At 51.5% G+C, this 24845-nt stretch carries 19 protein-coding genes and 1 pseudogene; 5 read left to right on the forward strand and 15 right to left on the reverse strand.

The genetic code is table 11. From position 1 onward, the window contains the following. Positions 1-159 precede the first annotated feature (159 nt). Positions 160-336 (reverse strand): IS66 family insertion sequence element accessory protein TnpA, encoded by a 177-nt coding sequence (tnpA, locus tag E308F_RS16995; RefSeq protein ID WP_428846034.1) that lies wholly within the window; start codon positions 334-336, stop codon positions 160-162. Between the two features lie 145 nt (positions 337-481). On the opposite strand from tnpA (E308F_RS16995), the pseudogene E308F_RS02620 reads away from it, so the two are divergent. Further along, positions 482-748 (forward strand): annotated as a pseudogene (locus E308F_RS02620) (transposase); the annotation flags it as partial. Between the two features lie 242 nt (positions 749-990). Here E308F_RS02620 and E308F_RS02625 read toward each other — a convergent pair. From E308F_RS02625 to E308F_RS02655, 7 genes are all read right to left on the reverse strand, one after another. After that, complete coding sequence (locus tag E308F_RS02625) at positions 991-2091, reverse strand: TolC family protein (RefSeq protein WP_141263276.1); 1101 nt, start codon at positions 2089-2091, stop codon at positions 991-993. Positions 2092-2179: 88 nt separating this feature from the next. Next, complete coding sequence (locus tag E308F_RS02630) at positions 2180-4378, reverse strand: copper amine oxidase N-terminal domain-containing protein (RefSeq protein ID WP_141263278.1); 2199 nt, start codon at positions 4376-4378, stop codon at positions 2180-2182. A 288-nt stretch (positions 4379-4666) separates the two neighbouring features. Then, entirely contained in the window at positions 4667-4963 is a 297-nt protein-coding gene (locus E308F_RS02635; RefSeq protein ID WP_172613805.1) for a hypothetical protein, read from the reverse strand. A gap of 39 nt (positions 4964-5002) precedes the next feature. Continuing rightward, the gene (locus E308F_RS02640) at positions 5003-6214 is read right to left on the reverse strand and encodes an ABC transporter permease (RefSeq protein WP_141263283.1); all 1212 of its coding nucleotides are present in this window, start codon (positions 6212-6214) and stop codon (positions 5003-5005) included. Beyond that, entirely contained in the window at positions 6211-6960 is a 750-nt protein-coding gene (locus E308F_RS02645; RefSeq protein WP_141263285.1) for an ABC transporter ATP-binding protein, read from the reverse strand. The genes E308F_RS02640 and E308F_RS02645 overlap by 4 nt, the downstream gene beginning before the upstream one ends. A 5-nt stretch (positions 6961-6965) precedes the next feature. Beyond that, positions 6966-8477, reverse strand: a complete 1512-nt coding sequence (locus tag E308F_RS02650; RefSeq protein ID WP_141263287.1) for an efflux RND transporter periplasmic adaptor subunit — start codon at positions 8475-8477, stop codon at positions 6966-6968. A 239-nt stretch (positions 8478-8716) separates the two neighbouring features. Then, positions 8717-9364, reverse strand: coding sequence for a hypothetical protein (locus E308F_RS02655; protein WP_141263289.1), 648 nt, complete (start codon positions 9362-9364; stop codon positions 8717-8719). A 355-nt stretch (positions 9365-9719) separates the two neighbouring features. On the opposite strand from E308F_RS02655, the gene E308F_RS02660 reads away from it, so the two are divergent. Next, positions 9720-10277, forward strand: coding sequence for a sigma-70 domain-containing protein (locus E308F_RS02660; RefSeq protein ID WP_141263291.1), 558 nt, complete (start codon positions 9720-9722; stop codon positions 10275-10277). A gap of 149 nt (positions 10278-10426) precedes the next feature. Here the strand turns inward: E308F_RS02660 and fliD are convergent, their stop codons facing one another. Both fliD and E308F_RS02670 read right to left on the reverse strand, forming a co-directional pair. Beyond that, positions 10427-11866, reverse strand: coding sequence for a flagellar filament capping protein FliD (fliD, locus tag E308F_RS02665; RefSeq protein WP_141263293.1), 1440 nt, complete (start codon positions 11864-11866; stop codon positions 10427-10429). 243 nt (positions 11867-12109) lie between these two features. After that, positions 12110-12382: a hypothetical protein gene (locus tag E308F_RS02670; RefSeq protein ID WP_141263295.1), complete on the reverse strand. Its 273-nt coding sequence runs from the start codon at positions 12380-12382 to the stop codon at positions 12110-12112. Positions 12383-12926: 544 nt separating this feature from the next. Between E308F_RS02670 and tnpA (E308F_RS02675) the strand changes: the two genes are divergently transcribed. Next, complete coding sequence (gene tnpA / locus E308F_RS02675) at positions 12927-13157, forward strand: IS66 family insertion sequence element accessory protein TnpA (RefSeq protein ID WP_253260378.1); 231 nt, start codon at positions 12927-12929, stop codon at positions 13155-13157. Between the two features lie 349 nt (positions 13158-13506). Here the strand turns inward: tnpA (E308F_RS02675) and E308F_RS02680 are convergent, their stop codons facing one another. Continuing rightward, positions 13507-14571 (reverse strand): copper amine oxidase N-terminal domain-containing protein, encoded by a 1065-nt coding sequence (locus E308F_RS02680; protein WP_172613806.1) that lies wholly within the window; start codon positions 14569-14571, stop codon positions 13507-13509. Positions 14572-14903: 332 nt separating this feature from the next. Here E308F_RS02680 and E308F_RS02685 point away from each other — a divergent pair, with 332 nt between their 5' ends. Then, complete coding sequence (locus E308F_RS02685) at positions 14904-15404, forward strand: RNA polymerase sigma factor (RefSeq protein ID WP_253260379.1); 501 nt, start codon at positions 14904-14906, stop codon at positions 15402-15404. Between the two features lie 11 nt (positions 15405-15415). Beyond that, positions 15416-16483 carry a zf-HC2 domain-containing protein gene (locus tag E308F_RS02690; protein WP_141263300.1) on the forward strand — a complete coding sequence of 356 codons (1068 nt, stop codon included), beginning with the start codon at positions 15416-15418 and terminating at the stop codon, positions 16481-16483. 22 nt (positions 16484-16505) lie between these two features. Here the strand turns inward: E308F_RS02690 and E308F_RS02695 are convergent, their stop codons facing one another. From E308F_RS02695 to E308F_RS02710, 4 genes are all read right to left on the reverse strand, one after another. Further along, positions 16506-19745 carry an efflux RND transporter permease subunit gene (locus E308F_RS02695; protein ID WP_141263302.1) on the reverse strand — a complete coding sequence of 1080 codons (3240 nt, stop codon included), beginning with the start codon at positions 19743-19745 and terminating at the stop codon, positions 16506-16508. Then, positions 19745-20959: an efflux RND transporter periplasmic adaptor subunit gene (locus E308F_RS02700; protein WP_141263304.1), complete on the reverse strand. Its 1215-nt coding sequence runs from the start codon at positions 20957-20959 to the stop codon at positions 19745-19747. Before E308F_RS02700 ends, E308F_RS02695 begins: the two co-directional genes overlap by 1 nt. 152 nt (positions 20960-21111) lie before the next feature. Beyond that, the gene (locus tag E308F_RS02705) at positions 21112-22179 is read right to left on the reverse strand and encodes a TolC family protein (RefSeq protein WP_172613494.1); all 1068 of its coding nucleotides are present in this window, start codon (positions 22177-22179) and stop codon (positions 21112-21114) included. Positions 22180-22314: 135 nt separating this feature from the next. After that, entirely contained in the window at positions 22315-24780 is a 2466-nt protein-coding gene (locus tag E308F_RS02710; protein WP_141263307.1) for a copper amine oxidase N-terminal domain-containing protein, read from the reverse strand. Positions 24781-24845 lie beyond the last annotated feature (65 nt).

The following is a 24845-nucleotide window of genomic DNA, read 5'->3' on the forward strand; positions in this document are numbered from 1 at the left end:
TCTCCTTCAGCAATAATCGACATGCCTCAAAGCTATTATACCAGCAATTTTCCCCTTTTGTCTCTTGTGGGCACAAATTTTGTCGCCGGCACAAACTAATCAAGGCCGTAAGCGTAAAATAACCCCCACCTATTATCTAAGGTGGGGGTTATTTTATGCTTACGTAACGCAAAAAGTGGGTAGTATTTGACGCTTACCTTCTACCGGCAACCATCGGTTGGATTCTCCTGAGGAAACTCCGTTCTGTTTTTTATACTTCCGCAGCCAGTACCATAATTGTTTGGGGCTAACATCTTCATGGGAGGCGCACCACTCTTTAACTCTTTGCCTGCTCATCTTATATTCGGCTATCCAGGCTTCCCATAGTGCTTGCCTTCGGCTTTGGTCATAAGAAAAACCCTCCTCAGCGTGTTTTCTGAGAAGGATTATCCCCTAAACTTGGGTATGATGCCAAGGTGGGTTTGGTTTGGCGCTTACGCAGGAATTAACCGCTTATTTCAAGTACCCACCAGAAATACACCGGATTATCTATACCACCAATACCGTCGTGGGTTATCACCAACAGCTGAGAAAGGTTACTAAAACTAAATCGGTCTATATGACGGATGATGCTCTCTGTAAAATCATCTACCTGGCCATCCTCGACATTGCAAGAAAATGGACTATGCCGATAAGAGATTGGGGCAGGTGTCTCTCTCAACTAAAAATCTACTTTGATGATAGACTGACGGCAAGAATGATTATTTAACTGGCATACAAGGGAATATTAACTGAGATAGTTCTTGGGGGCTCTGCCCCCAAACCTCCGAGGTTTATCGCTAGTTCTCCCAGGGATAATTGGTACTGGGACCTTAATGATTTACACTCCCAAGGAAAATGGTTATCTTGAACTTCCCACCCTCCATTATCCACAGCAGAATTCCGGCAGGTAACGGTTTGCTTTTCAGCATTGTCCTATCCTCCTGCTTATTCACCCACATGCAACTCTCCTCAACTGCCAGATGCTGCCCATGGCTTTTCAAAAGCAAGCTTCATGTAAGCGTGCTGTCGGGTCAATTCATTCAAGTTTATCCTTGCCTGGACTACGGCAATTTCTGCTGCCACAACATCTGCCTCTGTAGCCATACCGGTGTCATATTTTACCTTGGCGACCCTTAAATTCTCCTGGGCCATTTTTAAAGTTTCCCGGGCGGCTTGATAGCTTTCCTCCAGGCTTTTTGTGTTATAATATATTTGTTTAGTTACCATTTCCATTAATTCCTGGGCGCTTGCCGCATCCAACTTGGCCTGATCAACCGCTATTTGTCTAGCCTTATATGGCGTATATTCTCCAGAAGAAAATATCATATCTGCCGCCCATTCTTTTAATGTCACTTGCTGCTGGGCTTGCCAGACACTGGGGCTGCTTTCGATAATTCTTGCTACTTCATAATTAAGATCGTCGATTTCCAGAGGTTCATAGGTCGGCTTATCGGTTAAAGTCGGCCTTGCGTTTGTATCCAGGCCGATTTGCTGGTTAAAAGAATTATAAGCCTCTTCCAAATCATGCCGTGCAGCCTGCAAATTGTTTTTTGCCTTTTGCCACTCTCCCTCTGCAGCGACAATAGCTGACTCGGCCACGGTCCCTGCTCGCAAGCCTGCACGTGCGTTCTGTAGGTTTAAAAGGGCCTGCTGTTCCAGTTTCTCCTGTAGTTCAACCTCCTCCTGGGCAGATTGCACATTCCAATAACTTTGGCATGTTTCCAATACCACCGCATCTCGTTTTGCTTCCAGAGATTTTTTGCTCATACGCCAGGTGAGATCGGCTGATAATAGATTGTTCCATTTAACCTCATAAGTCGAATCGTAGCTACTGCCCATTTCTGGCGTAAATGTTACACTCTCGGCCGCATTATCTCTCAAATATTTCGTTCGATCAATTTCCGCTTCGGCTTTCTTTAGTTCTTTATCATTCTGGAGGGCTAGGTCAATCGCTTGCTGAAGGGTCAACGAGGTTTCCCCCGTATTTGTTCCCGTTGCAAACGCTTGGAAGGGAAAAAGATTAAATAAAAGTAAAGCTGGCAGCAAGATATAGATACCCGCGCGCCGCATATATTTCACTCCTAAATCCGGGACCCGGATCTATGTCTGAGATCCGGGTCCCTTTGCTACTACTCTAACGTGAACGTTTTTTCATTGCTTATAGACTCATGTTGACGGTCTGAGTTGTCTCATTGTAATCCACTTGGGCGCCAAAGGCCTGAGCAATCCAACGGAACGGCACCATTACGCGACCGTTGACCACTTCGGTGACAACGTCCATGGTTACGGGAGCACCGTTGATGGAAAGTATGGCGCTGCCAGGAGTGGCCTGCACTACGCGACCATTGCCAATAAATGTAGCGGTCTTGCCGTCCCAGAGAATATTTTCCGGGGAAATTCCCAGGGCGTATGCAACATATCGTACAGGCAGGTAGGTGCGGCCGTTTTTCACGTAGGCGGCGACATCCATGGTGGCTTCCACACCGTTTACTGAGTATGTGGTGCTGCCAATGACAAAGGATGCACTCTGCTTGGTCGCACCGCCGGCAGCAGTTACACATGTAGCGTTGACTACTACAGCAGCTACATCGTCATCTTCAAAGAAGGGGTCGTCACTTTCATAACCTACTTTATCAGTTTCTACCACTGCGTCGCCACCGATTTCAACTTCTATGTCGCCTTCGGGCAAGACGCGATTAACGGCATACTTAATGTCGCTGATTACGATCGTGCTGGCTTCGGTACTTTCGTCGCCAATAGTTATAGTCAAAACATTATCATCAACGTCAATATCTTCGATCTCCAGATCGCCTTCGGTCACCTCAACATCGGGGGTGCCATCGAAGTCGACATCGTCAGGCAGCGTGACCACCAAGTCGTCAGCTTTAATTGCTTCTGCAGCATACTCGGTAATCACAATGTCACCGGCAGCTTGGCCATACTTGCCAATCTCAATATTAGTCTTATCAGCGGATACACTAATAGGAGCAACTACTTTGGCGATGGTAATCTCGCCTTCCAGACCGGCGCTGCCGCCAACTTCTACCACCAGGTCACCGGTCACGCCAGCTTTCAGGGCTACCTGGATGTCTTCAATAGTTAATTCAACAGCATCGTCACCCTCGGAACTTCCGTCCACTGTCAGTTTCAATGTCCGATCGTCAGTTCCTTGGAGCTTGGCGTCTAATCGAACGTCGCCATCTTCTGCTACATTGGTTACGCCATTATCCGGATCAATTTCTTTATCATCAATCTTGACCCACCTGGCGTTGGCGGGTAGGGTCAAAGTAATGGAGCGACCGTTAATAAGGCTACCGGCTACAGTTTCCTTAATGGTGATGTCGCTGACGTCCTGCTCATTATAACCGGCATAAGCGATGACATCAGGATCATCAGCTTCGATGGTCACGTCGTAATCGCCGTAGGTACCGACTATGATCTCGTCAGGGGTGGCAGAATAATCCCCTTTAACATCCACCACTACATCGCCATATTCCGCATCATCCGTCTCAGCTACCTCTATATCTACTGTGAACTCAAAAGCAGATCTTGAAGTTGACTTGCTTGCTTCGCTCTGCAAAGAAATGTGTAACTCATCCTTATCATCCGGATCCACAACAATATTTAAATCGCTCGCGTTTAAGCTGCCCCATAGGACATTCTTATTACTTGGCTTAGACCACTCAAATCCGTCTGGCAAGACTAAGTCTAACGTGTCCTCTTCATTGAGGCTACCTGCCACGTCTTCTTCTACCCGGATGGTGACCGTGCCGCCTTCGTCAGAGAAAGTATCGTCTTCGACGACGCTGACTTCCACAGCGCTGCCGCTGACTTTACCGATGACTACCTTGCCATCGCCGAATTGGCCGCTGATACCATCGATAGTTACTTCAATATCGCCTTTGGGAGCACCGTCGGCTACGTATATATTTTCAAACGGGATGTATATGTTGAGTTCGCCGCTCCCCGACGGAGTATAAGACAGCTTAAAAGAGTTTTCGTCAACCTCAGTTAAATATACGGCATTCGTTACATTCGTTACACCGTCATCTTCAAGATACGCGCTTATGCCCGCTGCAAAGTCAGCGAAATTTTGCACGTCGGTACCTTCTTCATAAACAATATCAAAATCATCAGGTAAAGAAATCAAGGCTTCTGAAGTTTTACCAGGCACGGTAGGATCGACGTTAATGCGTAGGGTGCCTAGATCCCTTACGGCATCGTCTTTTACTGATGGTGCATCTAATGCTTCATAGGTGGTTCCCGCTATCGCTGTCCCGGCGAAGGGCACCATCAGGCCCACCAGCATGGCTAGGGTGAGCAGGATGGAAATCCATTTTTTCCTCGTCTTTAACAACTAGTTTCCCTCCTTGATTTTTTGCCCGTATGTAGGGCGGCAACTTGCTTCTCTGCGGCCAGGGAGGCCTTTTTGCCCGGTATCTCCCTCCTTATCTCTGATTTCGCAATTGTTGCTACGGCTAAGGCTACGACTACTGCTGGGATTAGGCAAATGTGCCATGGGAGGAATATTCTACGCCGCCAGCCGTTTTTCTGCCGGACTGGACGGCTTTTCCTCGCCCAACCAGTTAATTAGACACCGCTGAGCGGCGAAAAGTTCCCGGCCGAGATTAATTTTTTAGGTTCATTACAGAGTTTCGTCGTCTACGTAATAGGTGAAGCTGTCAAGCAAGTTGTAATCGTAATAGTATAAGTATACTCGCATCTCTTCAAGGCTTACGCCGACATCGTCGAAAACGCCGACGACGTCTTCGCAAATATCCAGGACATCATTTTCGATTGTTCTGCTGCTCAGAGCGTCCCAGGCGTCGCCGGCATCGCCCCCCACGGCTTCCAGGTCGATGGTCGCCATGTCGCTGCTCTCAGAATACCCAGCATAAGTTACCTCAATCTTGATATCATCTATATAATACCGGGGTGACATAGGCCCGAATTTTGCCTGGTTGGCCGGGAGTAAGAGAGCCTACTCATACCGCAGGGCCTCGATAGGATTGGCCGTGGCGGCCCGGCGGGCCGGGTAGTAGCCGAAGAAGATTCCCACCAGGGCCGAGAAACCTATGGCCAGCAGGATGGAGGCCGGGGCGATGACTGCCGGCCAGCCGGCTAGAACGGCTACCAGGCGGCTGCCGGTGAACCCGGCCAGCATCCCGATTATGCCGCCGGCCAGGCTCAATACCAGGGCTTCGATGAGAAACTGGCTTAATATTGCCCCGCCGGTGGCTCCTACGGCCATGCGGATGCCGATCTCCCGGGTGCGTTCGGTGACGGATACCAGCATGATGTTCATGATGCCGATGCCCCCTACTAATAGGGATACCGCCGCTACTCCTGCTAATAGCAATGTCATGGTCTTGGTGGTTTCTTCTACGGTTTCCATGATGGCTGTCATGTTCTGGATGTTGAAGTCGTCTTCTTCCTGGTCGCTGAGGCGGTGCCGCTGGCGTAATAGGGCGGTTATTTCTTCTTCGACCGTGGCAAGGCTTCCGGCGTCCCGCGCCTGGACGTTGATGACCTGGACGTTACGGCTGCCGCTGAAGCGCTGCTGGGCTGTTGTTATGGGGATGTAAATCATGTCGTCCTGGTCCTGGCCCCCCATGCCGCCGCCCTGGGCTTTGAGGACGCCGACGACGGTGAACCTTAAATTGTTCAGGGTGATTGTCCGGCCGACGGCGCTGCTGCCGTCGGGGAAGAGGTTGGCTTCTACCGTTGGCCCGAGCACGGCTACTTGTCTGGCTTCTTCGCTGTCTTCTTCGGTGAAAAAGGACCCCACGGCTGTCTCCAGGTTTCTTATCTTCGGGTATGAGGCGCTGGTGCCTTTGACCGTGGTGCTCCAGGTCTGGCTGCCGGCGGCGGCTGTTACCTCCTGGTTGACTTCCGGGGCAACGTTCTGTACCAGAGGCAGCCCGGCTATGGCCTGCGCGTCTTTTAAGGTGAGGCTTTCGATGCCGGCGGCGCCGCGCACCGGCCCGAACCCTGTCCCGGGACGTATCATCAGGATGTTTGACCCCATGCGGGCTATCCTTTCCGTTACCTGGGCTGTTGCTCCCTGGCCGATGCTGACCATGACGATTACTGCGGCGACGCCGATGATGATGCCCAGCATGGTGAGTAGCGAGCGCATTTTGTTGGCCATGAGTCCCCGCCAGGCTACGGCCAGCGCTGCTCTGAAGTTCATGCTTTTTCCTCCCCTGCCGGTTGCGCTGCCAGCTCTTGTTCTGCCTGCCGCGGTTGTTGTATGTCTTCGTCGGCGACGATCTGGCCGTCGCGTACTCGTACCAGCCGCCGGCAGTAGGCTGCGATGTCGGGTTCGTGGGTGACGATGACTACCGTCAGTCCTTTTTCGCGGTGCAGCTCCTGGAAGATGGCCATCACCTCGACGCTGGTGCGGGTGTCCAGGGCGCCGGTGGGTTCGTCGGCTAAGATGATGGCCGGGTCGTTGACCAGGGCGCGGGCGATGGCTACCCGCTGCTGCTGCCCGCCGGACAGCTGGTTGGGCCGGTGGTGTTCCCGGCCTTCTAATCCTACCTGCTGCAGGGCGGCTATGGCCCGGGCCTGCATTTCCCGCCGGGGCACGCCAGCGTAGATCAGGGGCAGAGCGACGTTTTCCCAGGCCGTCAGGTTGCCGATGAGGTTGAAGCTCTGGAAGACAAACCCAATCTGCCGGTTGCGGATGTAAGCCAGCTGGTCGGGGGTGAGCCCGGTGACGTCCTGGCCGTGCAGCAGGTAGCGGCCGCCGGTGGGCTTATCCAGGCAGCCCAGGATGTGCATCAGGGTGGATTTGCCTGACCCGGAGGCGCCCATGATGGCTACCATTTCCCCGGCGTTGACTTCTAATTCGATGCCTCGCAGGGCATGCACCCGGTTCTCGCCGCTGGCGTAGACTCGGGTCACTCCCTGCAGTTGGATTACTGGTGTGGTCACTTCTCCTACCTCCCCGGGGGGCCGCCTGCCGGTGGCCCCATCATGGGCCCGGGGGTCATAGGCGTCCTTGATTGGTTGCTGGAGGACGATCTGGTGGAAGTGCTTGCCGCTGTCCCTTGGGAAGAGCTGATGCCGATGATGACCGCTTCTCCTGCCTGCAGCCCGCTTACTACTTCTACGTTGCTCTCGTCGCTTATGCCGGTAACGACCTGCCGGGGTACCGGCTGGCCGTTTTCTAATACCAGCACTACGCCCCGGCCGGTGGCTTCTCCAGAGCTTGCCTCGGTTTCGCTCATACCTGCATTTGATCTAAAGTTTTTGTTTTCCTGCCCGCCATCCTGGCTGGGAGCACTGCCGGAGCCGCCGGCCGCTGTACCATTAGCCCGGCTGCCGTTTTTACTGCTGGCCTGGTAGCTGCTGGCAAAGGTCAGGGCCGCTTTGGGTATGGTTAATACGTTGTCTTTACTGGCGATAATAAAATCGACGCTGGCCGTCATGCCGGCCTTTAGGGACTGGCTTTTGTCTTTGTCTACGGATATGACTACCTCGTAGAGCTGGACGTTGGAGACGGTCTCGGCCTTCGGGGCGATCCAGGCTACTTTCCCGGTCAATTCTTCTCCGGGCAGGGCGTTGACGGTGAAGGTTACTTCCTGCCCGACCTTTACTTCGTTGATGTCGGCTTCGTTTACCTGGGCCCGTACCTGCAGTTCTTCCGTGATCAGGGTGATGAAGCTGGTGTCTTCGCTGTCCGTGCTGCTGCCGACGCGGTATCCTACTTCGCCGTTGACGGCGCTGATGATGCCGTCCCACGGGGCGCACAGCCGGGCGCTGTCCAGGTCGTCCCGGGCCAGTTCTACCTGCACCCGCGCCGCTTCTACTTCTGCCCGCGCCGCGGCGATTTCTTCCGGCCTGCTGCCGTTTTTCAGGTCTTCCAGGGCGGCTTCGGCTTGGCGTACCGTGGCGGCTGCGGTATCGCGTTCGCTGATGGCGCTGTCTAGCTCAGCTTTTGATAGCGCCCCGGCGTCGTATAGCGCCTGGCTGCGTTCTGCCGCGGCTGCGGCGTTGTTGTATGCTATCCGGGCGGTCTCCAGATTGGCTTCGGCCTGGGCGATCTCTGCGGCCGTGGCGCCGGCTTCCAGCTTCTGCAGGTTGGCCAGGGCGCTGTTGTAGCTTGCCTGTGCCTGGGCCAGCTGCGCTTCCAGTTCGGTGGTGTCCTGGAGGGCCAGCACCTGCCCGGCTTTGACCGCGTCCCCGGGCTTGACGTAAATGGCTTTGATGAGGCCGCTGTTCTTAAAACCCAGGTTTACGCTCTTTACCGGCTCGACGGTGCCGGTGGCGTTGATGGTGCTCTTGATGCTACCTTGAACTGCGGGCATGGTTATGTAGGTGACCTCTGCCCGGCGCCCGTGCTGCCACCACAGAAAGGTACCGCCCAGAAGTATAAATATACAAACCCCCAGCACCAACTTGAGCTTTTTGGGCCGGGGAGGCGTGACTGGGACGGTTGCTGCTGTCATTACAATCTTCCTCTCTTTTTTTGCCGCGTACAACGTATCTAAATTTTTATATGAAATTACACCCAGTAAAAAGGGCTGCCAGACTTACATCTCTCCGGCAGCCTCCTACCGCCGTCTTTCTCGAGCAAAAACACGCCCTGCCCGCCGTGTTCCGTCTATAGCGAGCACATTTACACCCAAATTTTAGGCCGGCATCTTATTTATGCCTGGAGATTAGCCTTAAATCAAGTTCATCCAGGTTATCGCTGGAAAGAAGTTGGAGGCAACGGCGGCATCATTCCGGGAGCGCCGAAAGGACTCATCTTACTTAAATCCAACTGCTCAAAATGGGAAATTATTTGGGCGGCAGCTTCCCCGGATAGCTCACCCCTGGCCACCTGCTCGTTTAGTTTTTGCCTTTTCCTGGCTATCAGCTTATCTTTCACTTGTTCCAGGGTAAAGCCTTTTTCCGCGGCTATGCTTTCGAGGGTCTCCCCGTTTTTCAGTTTATTAAAGAATTCACTGCTGTCAATTCCTAGGACAGCGGCCAGCTCCGCCAGGTTGCTGCCCCCATTTCTCCTGCCAAACCAGGGGTCCATTAATGGCCCAACGTTTAACCAGGTGCCGTTTTCAATCGCCTGCTCGATCCTGTCTGCCTCATCCTGCTTAATAAAACCCTGGGTTACTCCTTCGGCAAGAGTTTCTTTCCATGATTGTGCTATAGCCTCTTTCAACTCCGATGTATCAATGTCCAGATTAGATGCCAGGTTGGCAATAAAGAGCTTGCTAATTTCTTGCTGGTTCCAGCCTGACGAACTGGCGGCCATCGCTGCCCCGGCTCCCAGGGTCATCATCACTACCAGAGTTACGACTGGAGCAATCCATTTCTTACTTTTGATTTTAAACATCACCAATCCCTCCCGTAAATTTTAACTTGCGGATTTTACTTTAATTATATATTCTCCAAGCAATTTTTACCTGAATGCCGGCTGAAAACTCCTTTAAAATTCCCTTAAATCCAATTCTCTCCCAGGAAATTTATAGCAGCATCCGCATGCCTTCCAGGTATAATCGCTCCTTAAAGAAAATCCAATGTCCTGTACCAAACCAGGAAAGTTTAACCAATTTTTAAGCCGTTTTTTAGCTAGATTTCAGTATGATTTCAGATTCCCCTGATATAATGGGCCACGAAATTTGCAGCGTTTCTCAAGACAGCGCTGTAAATTTCACGAAAGATAGATATAGAAGGGAGGTGCACAGATTATGACCAGAAAGCCGGGACTGATCCTTTCCGCCATGCTGTTGGTGCTCGGAATGTCGTTACTTGCCGGTTGCGGCTCCAAGGGGACTGCCGTCCAGGGAACAGATAAACAACAGGGAAATCCGCCCGCCAGTACGACACAAAACACCGGCCAGAAAGCAGATGGAAGCCCGGCCACTACCGGTCCTTCCCAGCCGTTACCCCCTGATAAAAATTTGGCCCCTAGGACCAACGGTGAAAGCCGCCTGCAGAATATTGCCCTGGCATTAGACATGACGGTGGATGAAGTCCGCAGCTATATGCAGGCGGGCAAATCCCTGACCAGCCTCGTCCAGGAAAAAGGGTTTGACCAAGACCAGGTCGTCCAAAAGCTTCTGGAACTGGAAAAAGCCCGCCTGGAAGAGGATGTCCAGGGAGGGAGGATAAGCCAGGAGCAGGCCGACCAGATGCTGGCAGATATGAAAGCAAGAGGTCTGGCAGCATGGGAATGGGTGAGGCCGCAAGGGCCGGCGCCCCAGAAAGGACAACAATCACAGCCTGACGCCTCCAAATTACCTTAAGCAACAAACCATTAGGGCCTCGCACGGGAATACTCCGCCGAGGCCCTTATATTTTGCTTATTATATTCTGCTTAATTGTGCTCAATTGAACTGTTGATTAATTAGGCGTTCTTGCACCGGTATCATGCATTAATTATTCAGATAGCCTGCTAGTTCCCCCATCCATCAATCAGCGAGGCCAGCCAATCTCCCTGGCTCTGCAAAGTCGCCAAAGCTTCCTCCATGGCCGCAAATTGCTCTCGGAGCTGCTCCTCCTTTAAGGTAAGCCGTTCTTCCATACGCTCGATCTGGTCGTCAAGGTCGTCCATGATTTTCTGTAGGGACTGCTCCCTGAAGGGAATTAGGCCGTCCCCGGAGCGTACGAGGGAAGTAATATATTCAGCCAGCCTGTCAACCAGCCCGGTACCGCCATCATTGGTAAAGACGGCCATAACTGCCGCCGGATCATCCTCCAAAGCAGCCGCAAGCGTTTCCGTATCCACGGTTATTTTGCCGCTGCTGTCGAATGTCAAAGTGCCACTGCCTGCTACAGCCCCGGTAGAAAGGCCGATACTCCAGGGCGTCTGATAGGATCCCGTTAAACCGGTAATTCTATCAGTCATCAATTGACGTAAATAACTCTGTATCCTTGCCAGCGTAGTATCACCCTGCAGATCGCCTTCATCCCCTAATGCGGTGCTGATAAAATCCATCACTGTATTGTATTGCTCCACAACAGCATTAACAGCGTCGATGGTAGTCTGGATGTCTTGACTTATTTCCAATCTCAGTGTTTCCGCCGGTTCAATGGCGCCATTGCCGTTGGTGTCTGTTACACCCAGGAGATTGAGAGTAACCCCCTGAATGACGTCGGTAACGGTATTGGTGGTTCGGGTTATAGTGAGACCGTCAACGGTAAATACGGCGTCCTGAGCCTCCTGGACAACGGCATCTGGTATAATCGTCCCACTGGTATCGGAAACCAGTTGCAGTCCCTGGAGAACGTTGTCAGGATCTTCAAAAGATATCTCGCCCTCTTCTCCGCTTGTCTTAGAAGTAAGTACAAGACGGTGGTCTATGATACTTGCCGAAACAACATCCCCAGCTCCCGAATCGGTTTGCCCGTCCTCCGGAATGGCATTTATAAGATCCATGATATCTGAAAGACTGTCCGTAGCGTTTACCGTTATGCTCCTGGTTTCACCGTTTACTGTTATGCTGAAAGTACCTTCTAGACCTAAGGCAGCCCCATCATCCGCCGCTACTTGACTGACGCTGGCCATTCTATGCGCCTGGGCCAGCTGGATGATGCCTATCCGGTAAGTCCCGCTTGCCGTGCCGCTTTTCGCATTAGCCGTCAATGCATTGCTGTCACTTGAATTTACTGTCATGCTGGTAAACGTAGAAGATAGTTTTAAATCAGTAAGCTTGCTCAACAGGGTACTTAAACGGGTGTACAAATCATTCCAGGCATTTTTCTTTTCGCTATATTGTTCCTTACGTTCCTCAAGACTTGTCAGACGGGTATTTTCAATTTCCATTAACTGCTCGATTATAGAATCTGTATCCAGCCCTGATACCAGGCCGGAAATATAAATGCTCCCCGCCATTTATAAAACCTCCCCTATGGAAATTTGTTCTCCCACCGCCAGCGCCGGCGACCCTCACCCCTGCAGCAGTTCGGGCCATATTCTTATGCGTAAATCTGGTATCCGGCACGTCTCCCGGGGCAATTTCATATCAACTCAACAAGGAGTCCACCATGTATTTCATCTGGCTGGTCACCTTCAGCACATTCTCCGGCAGGATACGGCTGATAATATTGCCCTCGTTGGCGTTGATCGCCAGTATAATTAAGGTATACTGGCGGTCTTCTTCGATCGCAAAACCGTCTTTTTGTTCAGTGTTTTAAGTAATCCAGCAATTTCTAAAGCGTTACTTCCATCCCCAGAACCACTGCCGTCGGTTGCTGCTGCTACTTTGGTAACATCAGCTTGAATGTTAGAATTTACCTTTATAATATTTACGGCCGTAATTTCCGTTCCATCCTCAGCAGAATGCATCCCGCAGTCGGCGTATTTCTTGGCTGTACCTAAAAATAATTCCTTCTTCCTTCTTGTTACCAAATTATAGCAACTGAAGCTGAAATTATCCTGAAAAACATCTTAATACTAGCTAAAAATTACTATTGTTTTCTTGATTTCTTTGGAATATATTAGGAGGACCCATCGCGCCCCCCAACTTTCCTAAATAAAAGACCCATCGCCGCTTATTTGTTCACCAAAAATTGTTAACTGAGGCGAGTCTTGTAGTTTCACTTCTAGGTTAACGCAAATATTATATTAGCCTGGGATTTTACTATGTTTTGCCAACTCTTTCGGATGGTCTAGCCTCTATGAAGTTCTAGTTCATCGGGCCGTGGCTTTGCCTCCGGCTTCCTTCAGACTCCACCTCACGGTGGACACCCTTGCCTTTGGCTGGCAGGCTGGTGCTGCCTCGCCTGCATTGGACTTTCACCACCAAGTTAACGCCCATGTCGGGCGCACGCAAAAAAAGATCGCATTGTAAATGCGATCTTTGTAAGATAAGCGTCAAACCCTACCCACCTGGCACCAAAACAAGATTTATAGGATAATCTCCCTCGAGAACACCAACGGAGGGAAGATTTTTATGACCAAAGCCGAACTGCAAGAACTATGGGCAACCCGGATAGCCGAATACCAGGCCAGCGGGCAAAGTATTAAAGAATGGTTGGCCTCCCATGAAGGCATTAACCCCCGGCAGTTATGGTACTGGCTACGGAAGTATAAAAACCAGAACGGAGTTTCCTCGGGGAAATCAAATCGGTGGCTGCCAGTAGAAGTAAGCGAGCAGGCATCTATAGAGCAAGGCAATACCTAGCTTGTTAAAGTGGGGCAGGCCGGCATCGAAGTAAGACCTGGCTTTGATCCGGCTTTGCTCGCCCAGGTGATCCGGGTCCTGGTATCGTTATGCTGAACGAATTTGGCATCGACCGGGTTTTCTCGCCTGCGGCGCCACCGATTTGCGCAAGTCCATTGACGGGCAGGCGGTACTGTTCAAGTAAGGGTTCGAGCTGGATCCCCTCCACCCCTTATTGATGAAGATGATAAAGAAGGCTTGATCTATCTTCTTAGACTTCATCATATAAAATGAAAAACTAAGAAAGCAGGAGCTTTAACAAGCTAGAAGCAAATTATTGAGATAGGTGGGGATAATTTTACGTTTGCTTTCATTCCAGAGTTTCATCGTCTACGTAGTAGGTGAAGTAATCAAGCCTATTATCATCATAGTCATATAAGTATGTCCGCACCTCTTCCAGGCTGATGCCGGCGTCGTCAAAGATATCGACCACTTCCTCGCAAATATCCGTGACATCGTCTTCAATTGTGCTGCTGTTTAAATCATCCCAGGCGTCGGCTGCGTCGCTGTCCTCGGCTTCCAGGTAGACGGTCGCCTTTTCGCTGCTCTCGGAATAGCTGGCATAGGATACCGTAAACTCGATGTCGCCCACGTAATAGGCCTGCCCTTCCAGCTCGTCAATAGCCTCGTCGGCATCGCCGCTTTCCCGGTAATCTTCGTCCTCGTAATCGATTTCCAGGTCGTCGTCGCCGTCTTTATAGAATTCCACCAGGGTGTCGTCATCGACGCTGTTGAGGATTTCGCCGTACACTTCCGTATCCTCCGACAGCTCGTCCTGGATGTCCTCCACCAGCTCTTCCAGCCAGTCCTCGATATCGTCGTCGCTCAGGTCGGCCCACTCGTCTTCATATTCATCCAGGTCCACCCATACTTCCACCTCGACGCTATCTTCGTCGCCGTCAAGCTCGAGGTCGTCGAGATCGACATCGCCTATCGAGTCGTAATCGTCCAGGAGTTCGTCTTCCAGGTCGCCCAGATCGCTACTTTCCTCTTCTATGGCCGCCAGCTCCCGCTGTAATTGCGCCACTTGCTGCTTTAAGCTCTGGAGCTCCTGGTCTTTCTGGGTCAGCTGCAGCCTGAGGTTGATGACTTCCGGCGACGTCTTGCTGTTGATAACTACAGTGCTAGTATCACCCTGCCAGTCAACATTGCAGTTCAGGGCTTCGGCCACCACCCGCAGGGGCAAAAAGGTGATGCCGTTAAAAATGAAGGGCTCCTGGTCGGGTGAAAAAGTGATGATGGACCCGTTGACATTGATCTGGACATTGTTGTAGTCGACGGTGAGGGCTTTCTTGCCTACGCTCGCCTCAGCCGTTCCCGCCGCCGTCATCAGCGCCAAGACGAGAAATGTCGTCAGCAGTCCTTTTTTTAACAACTGCCATCCCTCCAATTTTTTAGTCGCAATGTTGTTTTCTGTATCTAAGCCCATTATTCCTTCTACCCGAGGAAAATCTTGGCTTAAAATTGGCTTAAAATAAGCTGAAAAAATACATCATTTGCCAGGTTGCGGCCGGGGTATAGCTATTATATACTTATTAATACACAACGGGAACTTTTTGTCCTTCAAATTTATCTAATAAGTGTCCGGGAATCCGGACCTCCAGGGGTGTTCTTCTTGAACCTTGGGAGTAAAAAGGCGCCGGGCAAAAAACCGGTGCTGTTTCCTTTGAAGAACTGGTCCTGACCTATCAAGATAGAGTATATAATTTGAGCTACCAGCTGACGGGCAACCATACCGACGCCCAGGACCTGGCCCAGGAGGTTTTTGTCCGGGCCTACATGGGGCTGGATAAGTTCCGGTACGAGGCCGACCCGGGCACCTGGCTGCACCGCATCACCGTAAATTTATTTTTAAACCTGCGCCGGAAAATAGCCCGCCACCCGGCGGTTTCCCTGGACGCCCCCCTGGATACGGGTGAGGGCGAGGTCACCAGGGAAGTGGCCGCTGCCGGGGGCGACCCCCAGGAACTGGTAGAGGACATGGAGCTGAGGGGCTTTGTCCGCAGCGCCTTAAGGCAGCTGCCGGCGGAGTACCAGGCGGTGCTGGTGCTGCGGGAACTGCAGGGTTACAGTTATGAGGAAATTGCGTCCCTGCTGGGCTGCCCGCCGGGGACGGTGAAATCGCGCCTCAACCGGGCGCGGCAGGCTATGAGAGAGAAAGTAACGCAGATGGCAGAGGAGAAGCCGCCTGAGCACAGGCAGCCTTGAGGTGAGAGGTTATGCAGTGCCGTGAAGCGCGGGAGTTTTTCTCGCCCTACCTGGACGGGGAACTCGCCACAGAAGAAATGGAAGTTTTACAGCAGCACCTGGAAGGCTGCCCGGCCTGCCGGGAGGAACTGGCCCGCTGGCGAAAGCTTTCCCTGGCGCTGCAGGGGTTGAAGGCGCCGGTGGCGGCGCCGCCGGGGTTTGCTACGGCGGCCAACGCCAGGCTGGCGGAACGGCAAAGGGTCCGGCCCTGGCGAGGTATCCGGCGCTGGGCGGCTGCCGCTGCAGCCGTGGCTGTACTGGCCGCCGGCTCTATCGGCTACGCCGCCCGGGGAATATGGCAGCACTTGCCTGCACCTGTAGCCAGTGTGCAGCACAGCGATGGCCGGCAGGTAGCTGTTGACAACCCCGTTCCGAACGCGGAGCCGCCGGCGTCAAATCTGCCGCCGGACAGCGGGCAAAGCCAGCCGGTAAAGCCGGACGGCCAGCAGCCGGGCAGTGGCAACGCGGCAGGCAGAAAGCCCTTGCCGGAGACTTCACCTGGAAATGAGAGCGAGCGGCACGCAACGACACCGGACAGCGGTAAGCCGGGCCAGCAACCCACACGGCTGGCTGACAGCGAGCCATATACCGCCCGGACCTTTTTAAGCGCCGAGCGCCAGGCGACCAGTACAATGATAAAAATCACCGTAGCTGATATAACAGGGGCCAAAGGAAAGGCTTTAAGTTTAGCCAGCAGCAGCGGCGCCGCAATTCAGGTCATCGCTGACCAGGATAACGGCCAGGTGAAGCGGGTAATCTACAAGTTCACCGTGGCAGAAAGCCAGGCCGCTGCCCTCCTGGCTGGATTGAGCCAGTTGGGCCAGGTAATCTCCAAAAATACCACCACCCAGGACCTGACGCAGCAGTTCAGCGCCACCCTGAAGCAGTACCAGGCCAAGGTGGCCCAGGTTAATGCCGCTGCCGACCCGGAGGAGAGGGCAAAGCTCACTAAGGAAGCTAAAGCCCTGGAACAACAGCTCAGTACCTGGGAAGAGGAAACAAAACAGCGCACCATCATATTATGGCTGGAGACGAAATAAGGGACCGCAAGGTCCCTTATTTCTACCGGCCTGCGCCGCCGGGGTGCATATCCATGTGAACGGCTGGAGCGGAGGGGCCAGTATCTATACCGCCAGCGGCCTTCTTGCCAACTATAAAGTAGAGTAAAGGAATGACAACAAGGGTTAAGAGCGTCGCTACCAGGGTGCCAAAAATAAGGGATATCGCCAGCCCCTGGAATATAGGATCGAACAAGATAACAAAACTCCCGACCATGACAGCAGCAGCTGTTAACAGTATAGGTTTAGCCCGGACGATGCCGGCTTCAATTACGGCTTCTTGTAAGGGTATGCCTTCCTCAACCCGCTGTTTGGCGAACTCAACTAGCAATATCGAATTGCGGACGATTATACCGGCTAGGGCAATAAAACCGATCATGGAAGTTGCTGTAAAGAAGGCTTGCATCAGCATATGCCCGGGTATGATACCTATTAAAGTTAAAGGTATGGGCGACATAATCACCAGCGGGACGACAAAGGACTGGAACCAGCCAACAATCAACAAATACATCACAATTATGCCGACCATAAAGGCCAGGCCTAAATCGCGGAATACCTCGTAAGTAATCTGCCATTCCCCGTCCCACTTCAGGCTCACTCCTTTCTCGTCTTCCGGTTGACGGGTAAGGTATATTTTTACAGGTTGGCCGTTGCTAGAAGTAAGGGATTTTATTTGATCGCGAACCGCCAGCATGGCATATACGGGGCTCTCCTCTTTTCCCGCTACATCGGCTACCACATAAATGACCCGCTGCAAATTCTTATGGTCGATGGTTTTATCGGCCAGGCCCTTTTCTAACTCGACCAGTTCGGCTAAGGATACAAGCTGGCCGCCGGGAGCCTGTACCTTATAAGACAGCAGGTTCGCCATATCAGAGCGCTCGGCCCTGGGAGCCCGGACTATTACTTTTGCCCCTTCCAGGCTGCCTGACTGGTCCATGGTGCCGGCCTCATAGCCGCTCAAAAGTAGGCGTATGGTACGGACAATTTGATCTTCAGTCACGCCGCTTGCCCGCGCTTTATCCTTAATGTTAAAACGGTACTCAGTCTGGTCATCATTAACAAACCAGTCAACGTCCACTACCCCGGGGGTATTCTTAAGGATTTCCATTACTTTACTTGCCACCGCGACCTGGTCACGGCTGTTTTCACCATAAATCTCAGCCACCAGCGTCGATAGCACCGGCGGTCCGGGGGGTACTTCCGCTACTTTTACATTGGCCCCGTATTGCGCCGCAATCTTTTGGACCGCCGGGCGGATTTCTTTGGCGATATCATGGCTTTGTTTACGGCGCATGTGTTTGGGTAATAAGTTTACCTGGATATCGGCGTAATTGCTCCCTTCCCGCAGGTAATAGTGCCGCACCAGGCCGTTAAAATTAAAAGGAGCGGGAATACCAACGTATAATTGATAATTGGTTACCTCTTTGACAGTTTTGAGATAGTCACCGATAGCCAGGGCTACCTTGCTGGTTTGCTCCAGGGTTGTACCCTCGGGCATGTCAACTACAATTTCAAATTCGCTTTTGTTATCAAAGGGTAACATTTTAAAAGTAACCATCTTGCTTCCAATCAAGCCAAAGCATAGCAACAGCAAGAAAACTACCCCGCCCAAAAAGAAATTTCTTTTCCAGGTGTTCTCCAGGAGGGTATTCATCATCACTGAATACCTGCTGGCAAGAAGTGAAGTGGCAACCGCCGGTTGGCCGCAACTCTCGCTATGTTGCCGGCGTAAGAGACGGAACGCCGCCCAGGGAGTTACGATAAAAGCTACCAGTAAAGAAAAAAACATGGCTACGGAAGCGTTAATTGGAATCGGGCTCATATAGGGACCCATCAAACCGCTGACAAAGGCCATAGGTAAAAGGACGGCAATTACCGTAAAGGTTGCCAGGATGGTCGGGTTACCGACTTCATCGACAGCTGAAACTGCCGTTTCTATATCGCTGCATTTTTTCATGGTGAACCAGCGGTGAATATTTTCGATCACGACAATAGCGTCATCAACTAAAATGCCGATGGCAAAGATTAAAGCGAAAAGGGTAACCCGGTTTAAGGTGTAGCCAAACATCCGGCTTAAAAATAAAGCAATAGCCAGGGTAACCGGGACAGCCACGGCAACTATTATTCCCGCCCGTATTCCCAGGGTTATACTGATAAGTATAGTGACTGAAAGGGTAGCTATTAGCAGGTGCTTGATTAATTCGTTAGATTTTTCGGCTGCCGTTTCACCATAATTCCTGGTAACTGTGACCTCTACTCCTGCGGGAATGACCTCTCCTTGCAACTTGTGAACCTTGTCAATAACTTCTTCGGCAACTTTAACCGCGTTGGTGCCTTTCTTTTTGCTTATCGAAATGGTTACCGCCGGGTATACTCCTTTTTCCTCCGCCTGGGACCCCGTGCCAAAAAATACATAACTATCGACTTCCTGGGGGCCTGCCTTAATGGTGGCCACATCCCTTAAATAAACCGGTTTTCCATCTGCCATTGTAATTAAAAGGTTGGCTATCTCTTCTTCATTGCGGAAAAAATGACCTGTTTTAACCTGGATTTCATTGTTATTACCATTAAAACTGCCGCTGCCTAAAGAAACATTCGCCTGCTGCAACGCCCTCGATACTGCCAGCGGGGAGAGACCGTAGGCGGCCAGCCTGCTGGCATCCAGGTATACATTGACCTGCTCGGAGCGGCCGCCGTAAATTTTGGTGTCGGCCACATTTTCAATTTTCTTTAATTCATCCTCCAAGACCAGGGCAATTTTCCTTAACTGGTAATCATTGAACTCTTTGCTCCATAGAGTAAAGGTTACAATTGGGACATCGTCGATGGATTTTAGTTTAATTAGAGGTTGCGTAACCCCCGGTGGCAGGCGATCTAAATTGGCAAATATCTTGTTGTATAATTTAACCAGGCTGGCTTCCGGGTCGGACCCCACCTTAAAGCGAACCGTCACCAGGGCCATTTCTGCCCGCGACGTTGAATATACATATTCCACGCCCTCGATTTCCCACATGAGCTTTTCCAGGGGTTTAGTAACTTTTGTTTCTACTTCCTCTACTCGTGAGCCGGGGGCGGCTACCATAATGTCTACCATCGGCACTTTTATCTGGGGTTCTTCTTCCCGGGGAGTAACTAAAACGGCCATCGTGCCCATTAAAAGGGCAGCAATAATTAGCAGGGGTGTTAACCTGGAATTAATGAACTTCCGGGCTATCTGGCCGGCCAGGCTATATTGTTTCATTAGTGATAATCCACCTCCACCTGCATGCCATCTGCCAGGCTTTCCGCTCCTTTAATGACAACACTCTCCCCGGGGTTTACCCCGGATAAAATTTCGATGCCGTCTTTTAATTTTTTACCCGGTTCTACGTAACGCAGGTGGGCCGTCCCTTCAGCATCGACAATATATACCCCGGAAAAATCATACTTTTTGATGATGGCCTCTTCGGGTAGCACAATACCCTTTTTGAGCCCGGCAGGCAGATATACCCTGGCAAACATCCCCGGTTTGGCGCCGTTTTTTTCCGGCAAGTCGATTTTAATCTTAAATGTCCTGGACACAGGATCAACGGCGGGGTTTATTTCCGCAACCCTGCCAGTAATCTCTTGCCCCAGGGTATCTACTTTAATTTTTAAAGGATCGCCGAGATGAATATCCTGCAGGTATTTTTCATTCACGGCCGCTTCCACCCTCCAGGGCGGCCTATCAACAATCAAGAGGGGCTGTCCCGGCCCCACCAGGTCGCCTTCTTCGGCCAGTTTTTGGACAACATAACCGTCAAAAGGAGCGTTTATAGCGGCATAGCTTAATTGAATGGCCATTGCCTCGACACTTGCCTGGGCCTCTTTTACTTTGGCCATAGCCTGTTCCCGCTGGGCCAGCAGGGCCTGTTCCTGGGCTTCTAAGCGCTCCATTTGCGCCTTCGTTGCCTTGAAACGCTCAGTAGCGTTATCAAAATCTTGAGTAGTGGCTGCGCCCACCTGGAAAAGCTTTTTTGTTCGTTCATAAGTGCTTTGGGCGTTAGCCAGGCTGGCCTCCGCAGCTTTCTTAGCCGCGGCTACGTCTTCTAAAGCGGCTTCTGCTGCGTTTACAGCCTTTAAAGCTTGTTCCAGGCCGGCCCTGGCCTGGTCGCTGTGGGCTACAATCTCGCGCTGGTCCAGTCTCACCAGTAACTGGCCCCTATGGAAGCTATCTCCTTCGCGGACATAAATCTTTTCTACATGAGCCATTATTTTAGATGCCAGTTTAACCCTTTCCTGGGGAATTACAGTAGCGGTAACATAGGAAGCTTCTGTAATGGTCTGTTCTTTTACCTTGATTGCTGTTACTTTAATTTTTTCCTGGCCTGCCTCATCTTTTTTTATATCAGCATGGTCTTTTTTCCAGACAGCGGCGACCGCTACCAGGATAGCCACAACTGCGATAATAACCAGGAACTTTGTCTTCCCCCTCATAAAATGTCCTCACCTTTTCCCCTTAATTAAATTTGATTTTATTATGCTGATGCAATAGTTCGCTGTTAATGGCTTTTTGCGAAATATAAAGGATTAATAATGTAGCTTACATATTGCAAGCTACATCATCGTAAACAATTGGTTCTGCCGGTTTATTTATCAAACTGCTTTATATCCTTACCGGTAAGCCATTTGAATGCCGCCACACTGGCGTAATGGGCTGCCTTTAAAGAATTTAGAGCTGTCGTTGCTTCAACAGCCTGTGCCTCTAACTTGAGGAGTTGCTCCCGGGTAATTACCCCTACTTCATACTGCACCTTCCCGGTGCGGACATTTTCCTCAGCAGCGGCAACTCCTTTCTGGGCTGCAACAATTTGCTCTTCCAGGTTTAATATGTCGCGGTACGCTTTCCTTACCTGCTCGCGTACGGCATCCTCGGCACTGAGCCGGGCAAAATTGACTGAGTAGACATCATGTTTTTCCACGTCGTAATCTTTAACAGCAGTACCGTTAGGTCCATAGGTAAAGGGGTAATCCAGGTCCCAGTTTTCAATGTCGGTTTTCCGCCGCAACAGCCAGACGTCATAATTTGTATCTACCGCCCTCTCTGCTTCCACCTCTACATCCTGGATATCCATTTTTCTATAATCGGGAACAATAACCTCGTAACGTTTACTTAATTCAACGCCCATGAGCCTGTTTAAGGCTTCATAGGCTTTTTCCAGGTTCTGCCGGGCAACTTCCAAACTCTTTTGTGCATTTTCTGCCTGGGCCTCTATACCGCTTAAATTCGCTTGAGTCGCCATGCCTACGGCTACCATAGCCTGCATATTTTTTAGCGATACTGTGTCCCTGCTGGCAATAATCTCTGCTCTTTTTAAATTTTCCTGGGCGGTAACAACATCCATATATTTACTTATAATATCAAGGGCCAGTTTGCGCCTTGCCTCTTCCAGTTCCCTTTTTTTAATGCGCCAGTTGATATCTACGTTTAACAAGCTGGTCCACATGCTTTGAGCTTCCGCAGTGACTGCTCCCACTCCGGGAGCAGGAGCATAATTTACATCATCGGCCACATCTTTTCGCTGTTCCCATAACCGCTCCACCTGTTCTTGAATCGACTTTAAATCGTTACTATTTTTTAGCGCGGTATCTATAGCCTCATCTACAGTCAGGGTTTCCTGGCCATAGGCGCTACCAGATGGTACGAGTAAGCTCATTATAAGCAGAATAATAAAGACTGGCAGCCATTTTTTCCCGGGTTGGTACATTATGTTATCCCTCATGTTATCCCTCCACAATATACAGGAGACGGGACCGTTAAAAGCGGCCCCGTCCCAGCACCATATGCAACGCTACAGGGTCATGGTTACCGTCCGGGTGGCTTCGTCCCAGTCAACCTGGGCACCGAAGGCCTGGGCAACCCAGCGGAAGGGCACCATGATCCGGCCGTTGACCACCTCGGTAGGTACGTCCATGGTAATGGGGGCACCATTGATGGACATGATCATGCTGCCAGGAATTACCTGGACAACCCGGCCGTTGCCGATAAAGGTTGCTGTCCTACCGTCCCAGAGGATATTCTCGGGAGTAATCCCCAGGGCGTAGGCGGCATAGCGCATGGGCAAGTAGGTCCGGCCGTTCTTCGTATAAGCAACTACGTCCATGGTGCTCTGCACGTCATTGACAGTGTAAGTGTTGCTACCAATTACGAAGCTAGCTGTCTTCTTACCAGTTTCACCGGGCACCGGATTGACAACCTTGGCGATGAGCGCCTTGGCTGCTGTGGAGGTCTTCGGGAAGATCTTGTAGTCGCTTCCTACTACGAAGGCCTCTTTTCCGGCCACCTCAAGGGTTGTACCATCATACTCATATTCCTTCTGCACTTCTGTCTTATCGTTCACTTCGGCCACAGCAGGACCCTGGACCTTGGCGATGACATCACCGTCGGGAACACTCCGGTCGGCAACAATTTTGATGCCGCTGATTTTGATAGTGCTGGCTACTGAACTCTTAGTATCAACCGGGATTACCAGCTGGTTATCATCGGTATTGCTGGCGCCGACGGTGCGAATATCTCCGGACAGGAATTTAATGTTACCTTCAACAACCTCTACTTTCGGCGCAGCAACAAACTTTACTCCTTCCGGCAGGTCGATGATTAAATCCTTATCATCGTCAATAGCACCGGCGTATTTTTCTTTCACAAGCAAATCCCCGACTTCCGTTACTTCACCGGCTTTAACCTCGGTGGTTGCGGAAGCTTCCATAGTTACGGGGGACTCAACTTTGGCCACCACCACACTGCCACTGACCCCAGCCGTACCGCTGGCCTCAATCACCAGGTCTCCGCTCGAACCGGGCTCCAGAGCAACTTCCATGTCCTCAAGCACCAGTTCAGCGCCTTCGCTCGTCGATTTACCCCTGACTATCCACTTGGCATCGCGCCCGTCGGTGCCGGGGAAGCCGGCAAACTCCAGGCTCACGCCCTTATCGCTGTCCTCATCGATCTTGTGCCACTTGGCGTTGGCGGGCAGAGTCAGGATAATGGTCCTTCCCTCCACCAGGCTGCCGGCGATGGATTCTTTAATCACAACCTTGCCAATCCTGGCGTCGATCTGGCCGGAATACAGCAGCGGCGCATCCATAGCTTCCAGGGTCGATTCATATTGGCCGTACTCGGCAATGGTCAACTCGCTGGGTGTTAAGTCGCTCTTGCTGCCGGTAGTAGAGATAATTACATCTCCCCGCTGGGCGTCCTGCTCATCTACTACCGCTATATTGATCTTAATCTCGAAGGCGGTTTCCTTGTAGGTTCCGTCGCGGCCATCCGCTGTCTCCAGGACCCAACCCCCGTCAGGAGTACCGTCATTGTTGATGTCCTTCTGGGGGTCCCATACCTTGAGATTTACTTTTAACTCGTCATCATTAAAACCAGTAAATTCTAAACCGATGGCAGGCTGAGCTGGATCAGCCGGCTTATTGGAAGTATCGCTTAATGTGCCGGTTGTATAAACAATCTGGTCGCCCCACAGACGGGTTACCGTCAGCCCGTCGCCGATCCACTCAAAATCAGAGGGTAGCTTAAACTTCAGCGATTCGCTGCCGCTATCCAGAGCGCTGGGCTTTTTCTCGGTAACACGGATCTTAATTGGATCATCGATGGTGTTGTCGCTGAAGGACGGGATGTTAGTCGCCGCCAGCTCTACCTTGTTAGCTCCGGTGACCACGCGGCCGACTACCACGCTGCCGGTGGGGAAACCAGAACCGCTGGAAGTAGTGGCGGTCAATTTAATGTCGCCATCAAAGCCGCTATCTACATAAACGCGCGGGAATTCGAGTTTAATTATGGAAGCGTCGGTAGGCTCGGTACCATTCATTGGCTGCGGTGTGCCTACTACAGTGAGTTTGAATTCTTCATCGCTGACCTGACTTAAGGCAATATCGGTAATTTGGGTAAGTTCGTTGATCTTGCCGGCCAGCGAATAGGGGACAAACGCTTTGACCGTAATATTGCCGGCGCTGTCTTTTAAATACGCATACCCACTAACAGTATCATAACCGCTAATGCTGCCGATCACGAAATCACTGGGAAACATCAGGTTAACCGAATCGCCCTGCTTCAAGGTCCCTCCGTCAATTTCCACGACTACGCTGCCCAGTTCCTGCCACACACCGTCCAGGACGCTGGGCACCGTGAGGGCCCGGTACTCGCTGGCGGCCAGAGCGCTCCCCGCACCCAAGGGGAACAGGGTAACCAGCATGGTTAGTACCAACAACACTGAAATAAGTTTACCACGCTTCTTAAAATCTCTCGCCATTCTTTACCCTCCCAATAGTTTGAAGTTGCTCTTCTCCGGGACCGCTGCTTCAGGCCCGGCGGCGC

This window comes from Moorella sp. E308F (genome assembly GCF_006538365.1).
In the GTDB taxonomy this organism is placed as follows: domain Bacteria; phylum Bacillota; class DSM-521; order Neomoorellales; family Neomoorellaceae; genus Neomoorella.

Bases quoted from the DNA above. Each gene is read 5' to 3' on its own strand.
- E308F_RS02640 (WP_141263283.1), bottom strand. From the start codon at position 6,214: ATGAACTTCAGAGCAGCGCTGGCCGTAGCCTGGCGGGGACTCATGGCC.
- E308F_RS02695 (WP_141263302.1), bottom strand. From the start codon at position 19,745: ATGAAACAATATAGCCTGGCCGGCCAGATAGCCCGGAAGTTCATTAAT.
- fliD (WP_141263293.1), bottom strand. From the start codon at position 11,866: ATGGCGGGGAGCATTTATATTTCCGGCCTGGTATCAGGGCTGGATACA.
- tnpA (WP_428846034.1), bottom strand. From the start codon at position 336: ATGAGCAGGCAAAGAGTTAAAGAGTGGTGCGCCTCCCATGAAGATGTT.
- E308F_RS02655 (WP_141263289.1), bottom strand. From the start codon at position 9,364: ATGTTTAAAATCAAAAGTAAGAAATGGATTGCTCCAGTCGTAACTCTG.
- E308F_RS02705 (WP_172613494.1), bottom strand. From the start codon at position 22,179: ATGAGCTTACTCGTACCATCTGGTAGCGCCTATGGCCAGGAAACCCTG.
- E308F_RS02660 (WP_141263291.1), top strand. From the start codon at position 9,720: ATGACCAGAAAGCCGGGACTGATCCTTTCCGCCATGCTGTTGGTGCTC.
- E308F_RS02700 (WP_141263304.1), bottom strand. From the start codon at position 20,959: ATGAGGGGGAAGACAAAGTTCCTGGTTATTATCGCAGTTGTGGCTATC.
- E308F_RS02625 (WP_141263276.1), bottom strand. From the start codon at position 2,091: ATGCGGCGCGCGGGTATCTATATCTTGCTGCCAGCTTTACTTTTATTT.
- tnpA (WP_253260378.1), top strand. From the start codon at position 12,927: ATGACCAAAGCCGAACTGCAAGAACTATGGGCAACCCGGATAGCCGAA.
- E308F_RS02690 (WP_141263300.1), top strand. From the start codon at position 15,416: ATGCAGTGCCGTGAAGCGCGGGAGTTTTTCTCGCCCTACCTGGACGGG.
- E308F_RS02635 (WP_172613805.1), bottom strand. From the start codon at position 4,963: ATGTCACCCCGGTATTATATAGATGATATCAAGATTGAGGTAACTTAT.
- E308F_RS02710 (WP_141263307.1), bottom strand. From the start codon at position 24,780: ATGGCGAGAGATTTTAAGAAGCGTGGTAAACTTATTTCAGTGTTGTTG.
- E308F_RS02650 (WP_141263287.1), bottom strand. From the start codon at position 8,477: ATGACAGCAGCAACCGTCCCAGTCACGCCTCCCCGGCCCAAAAAGCTC.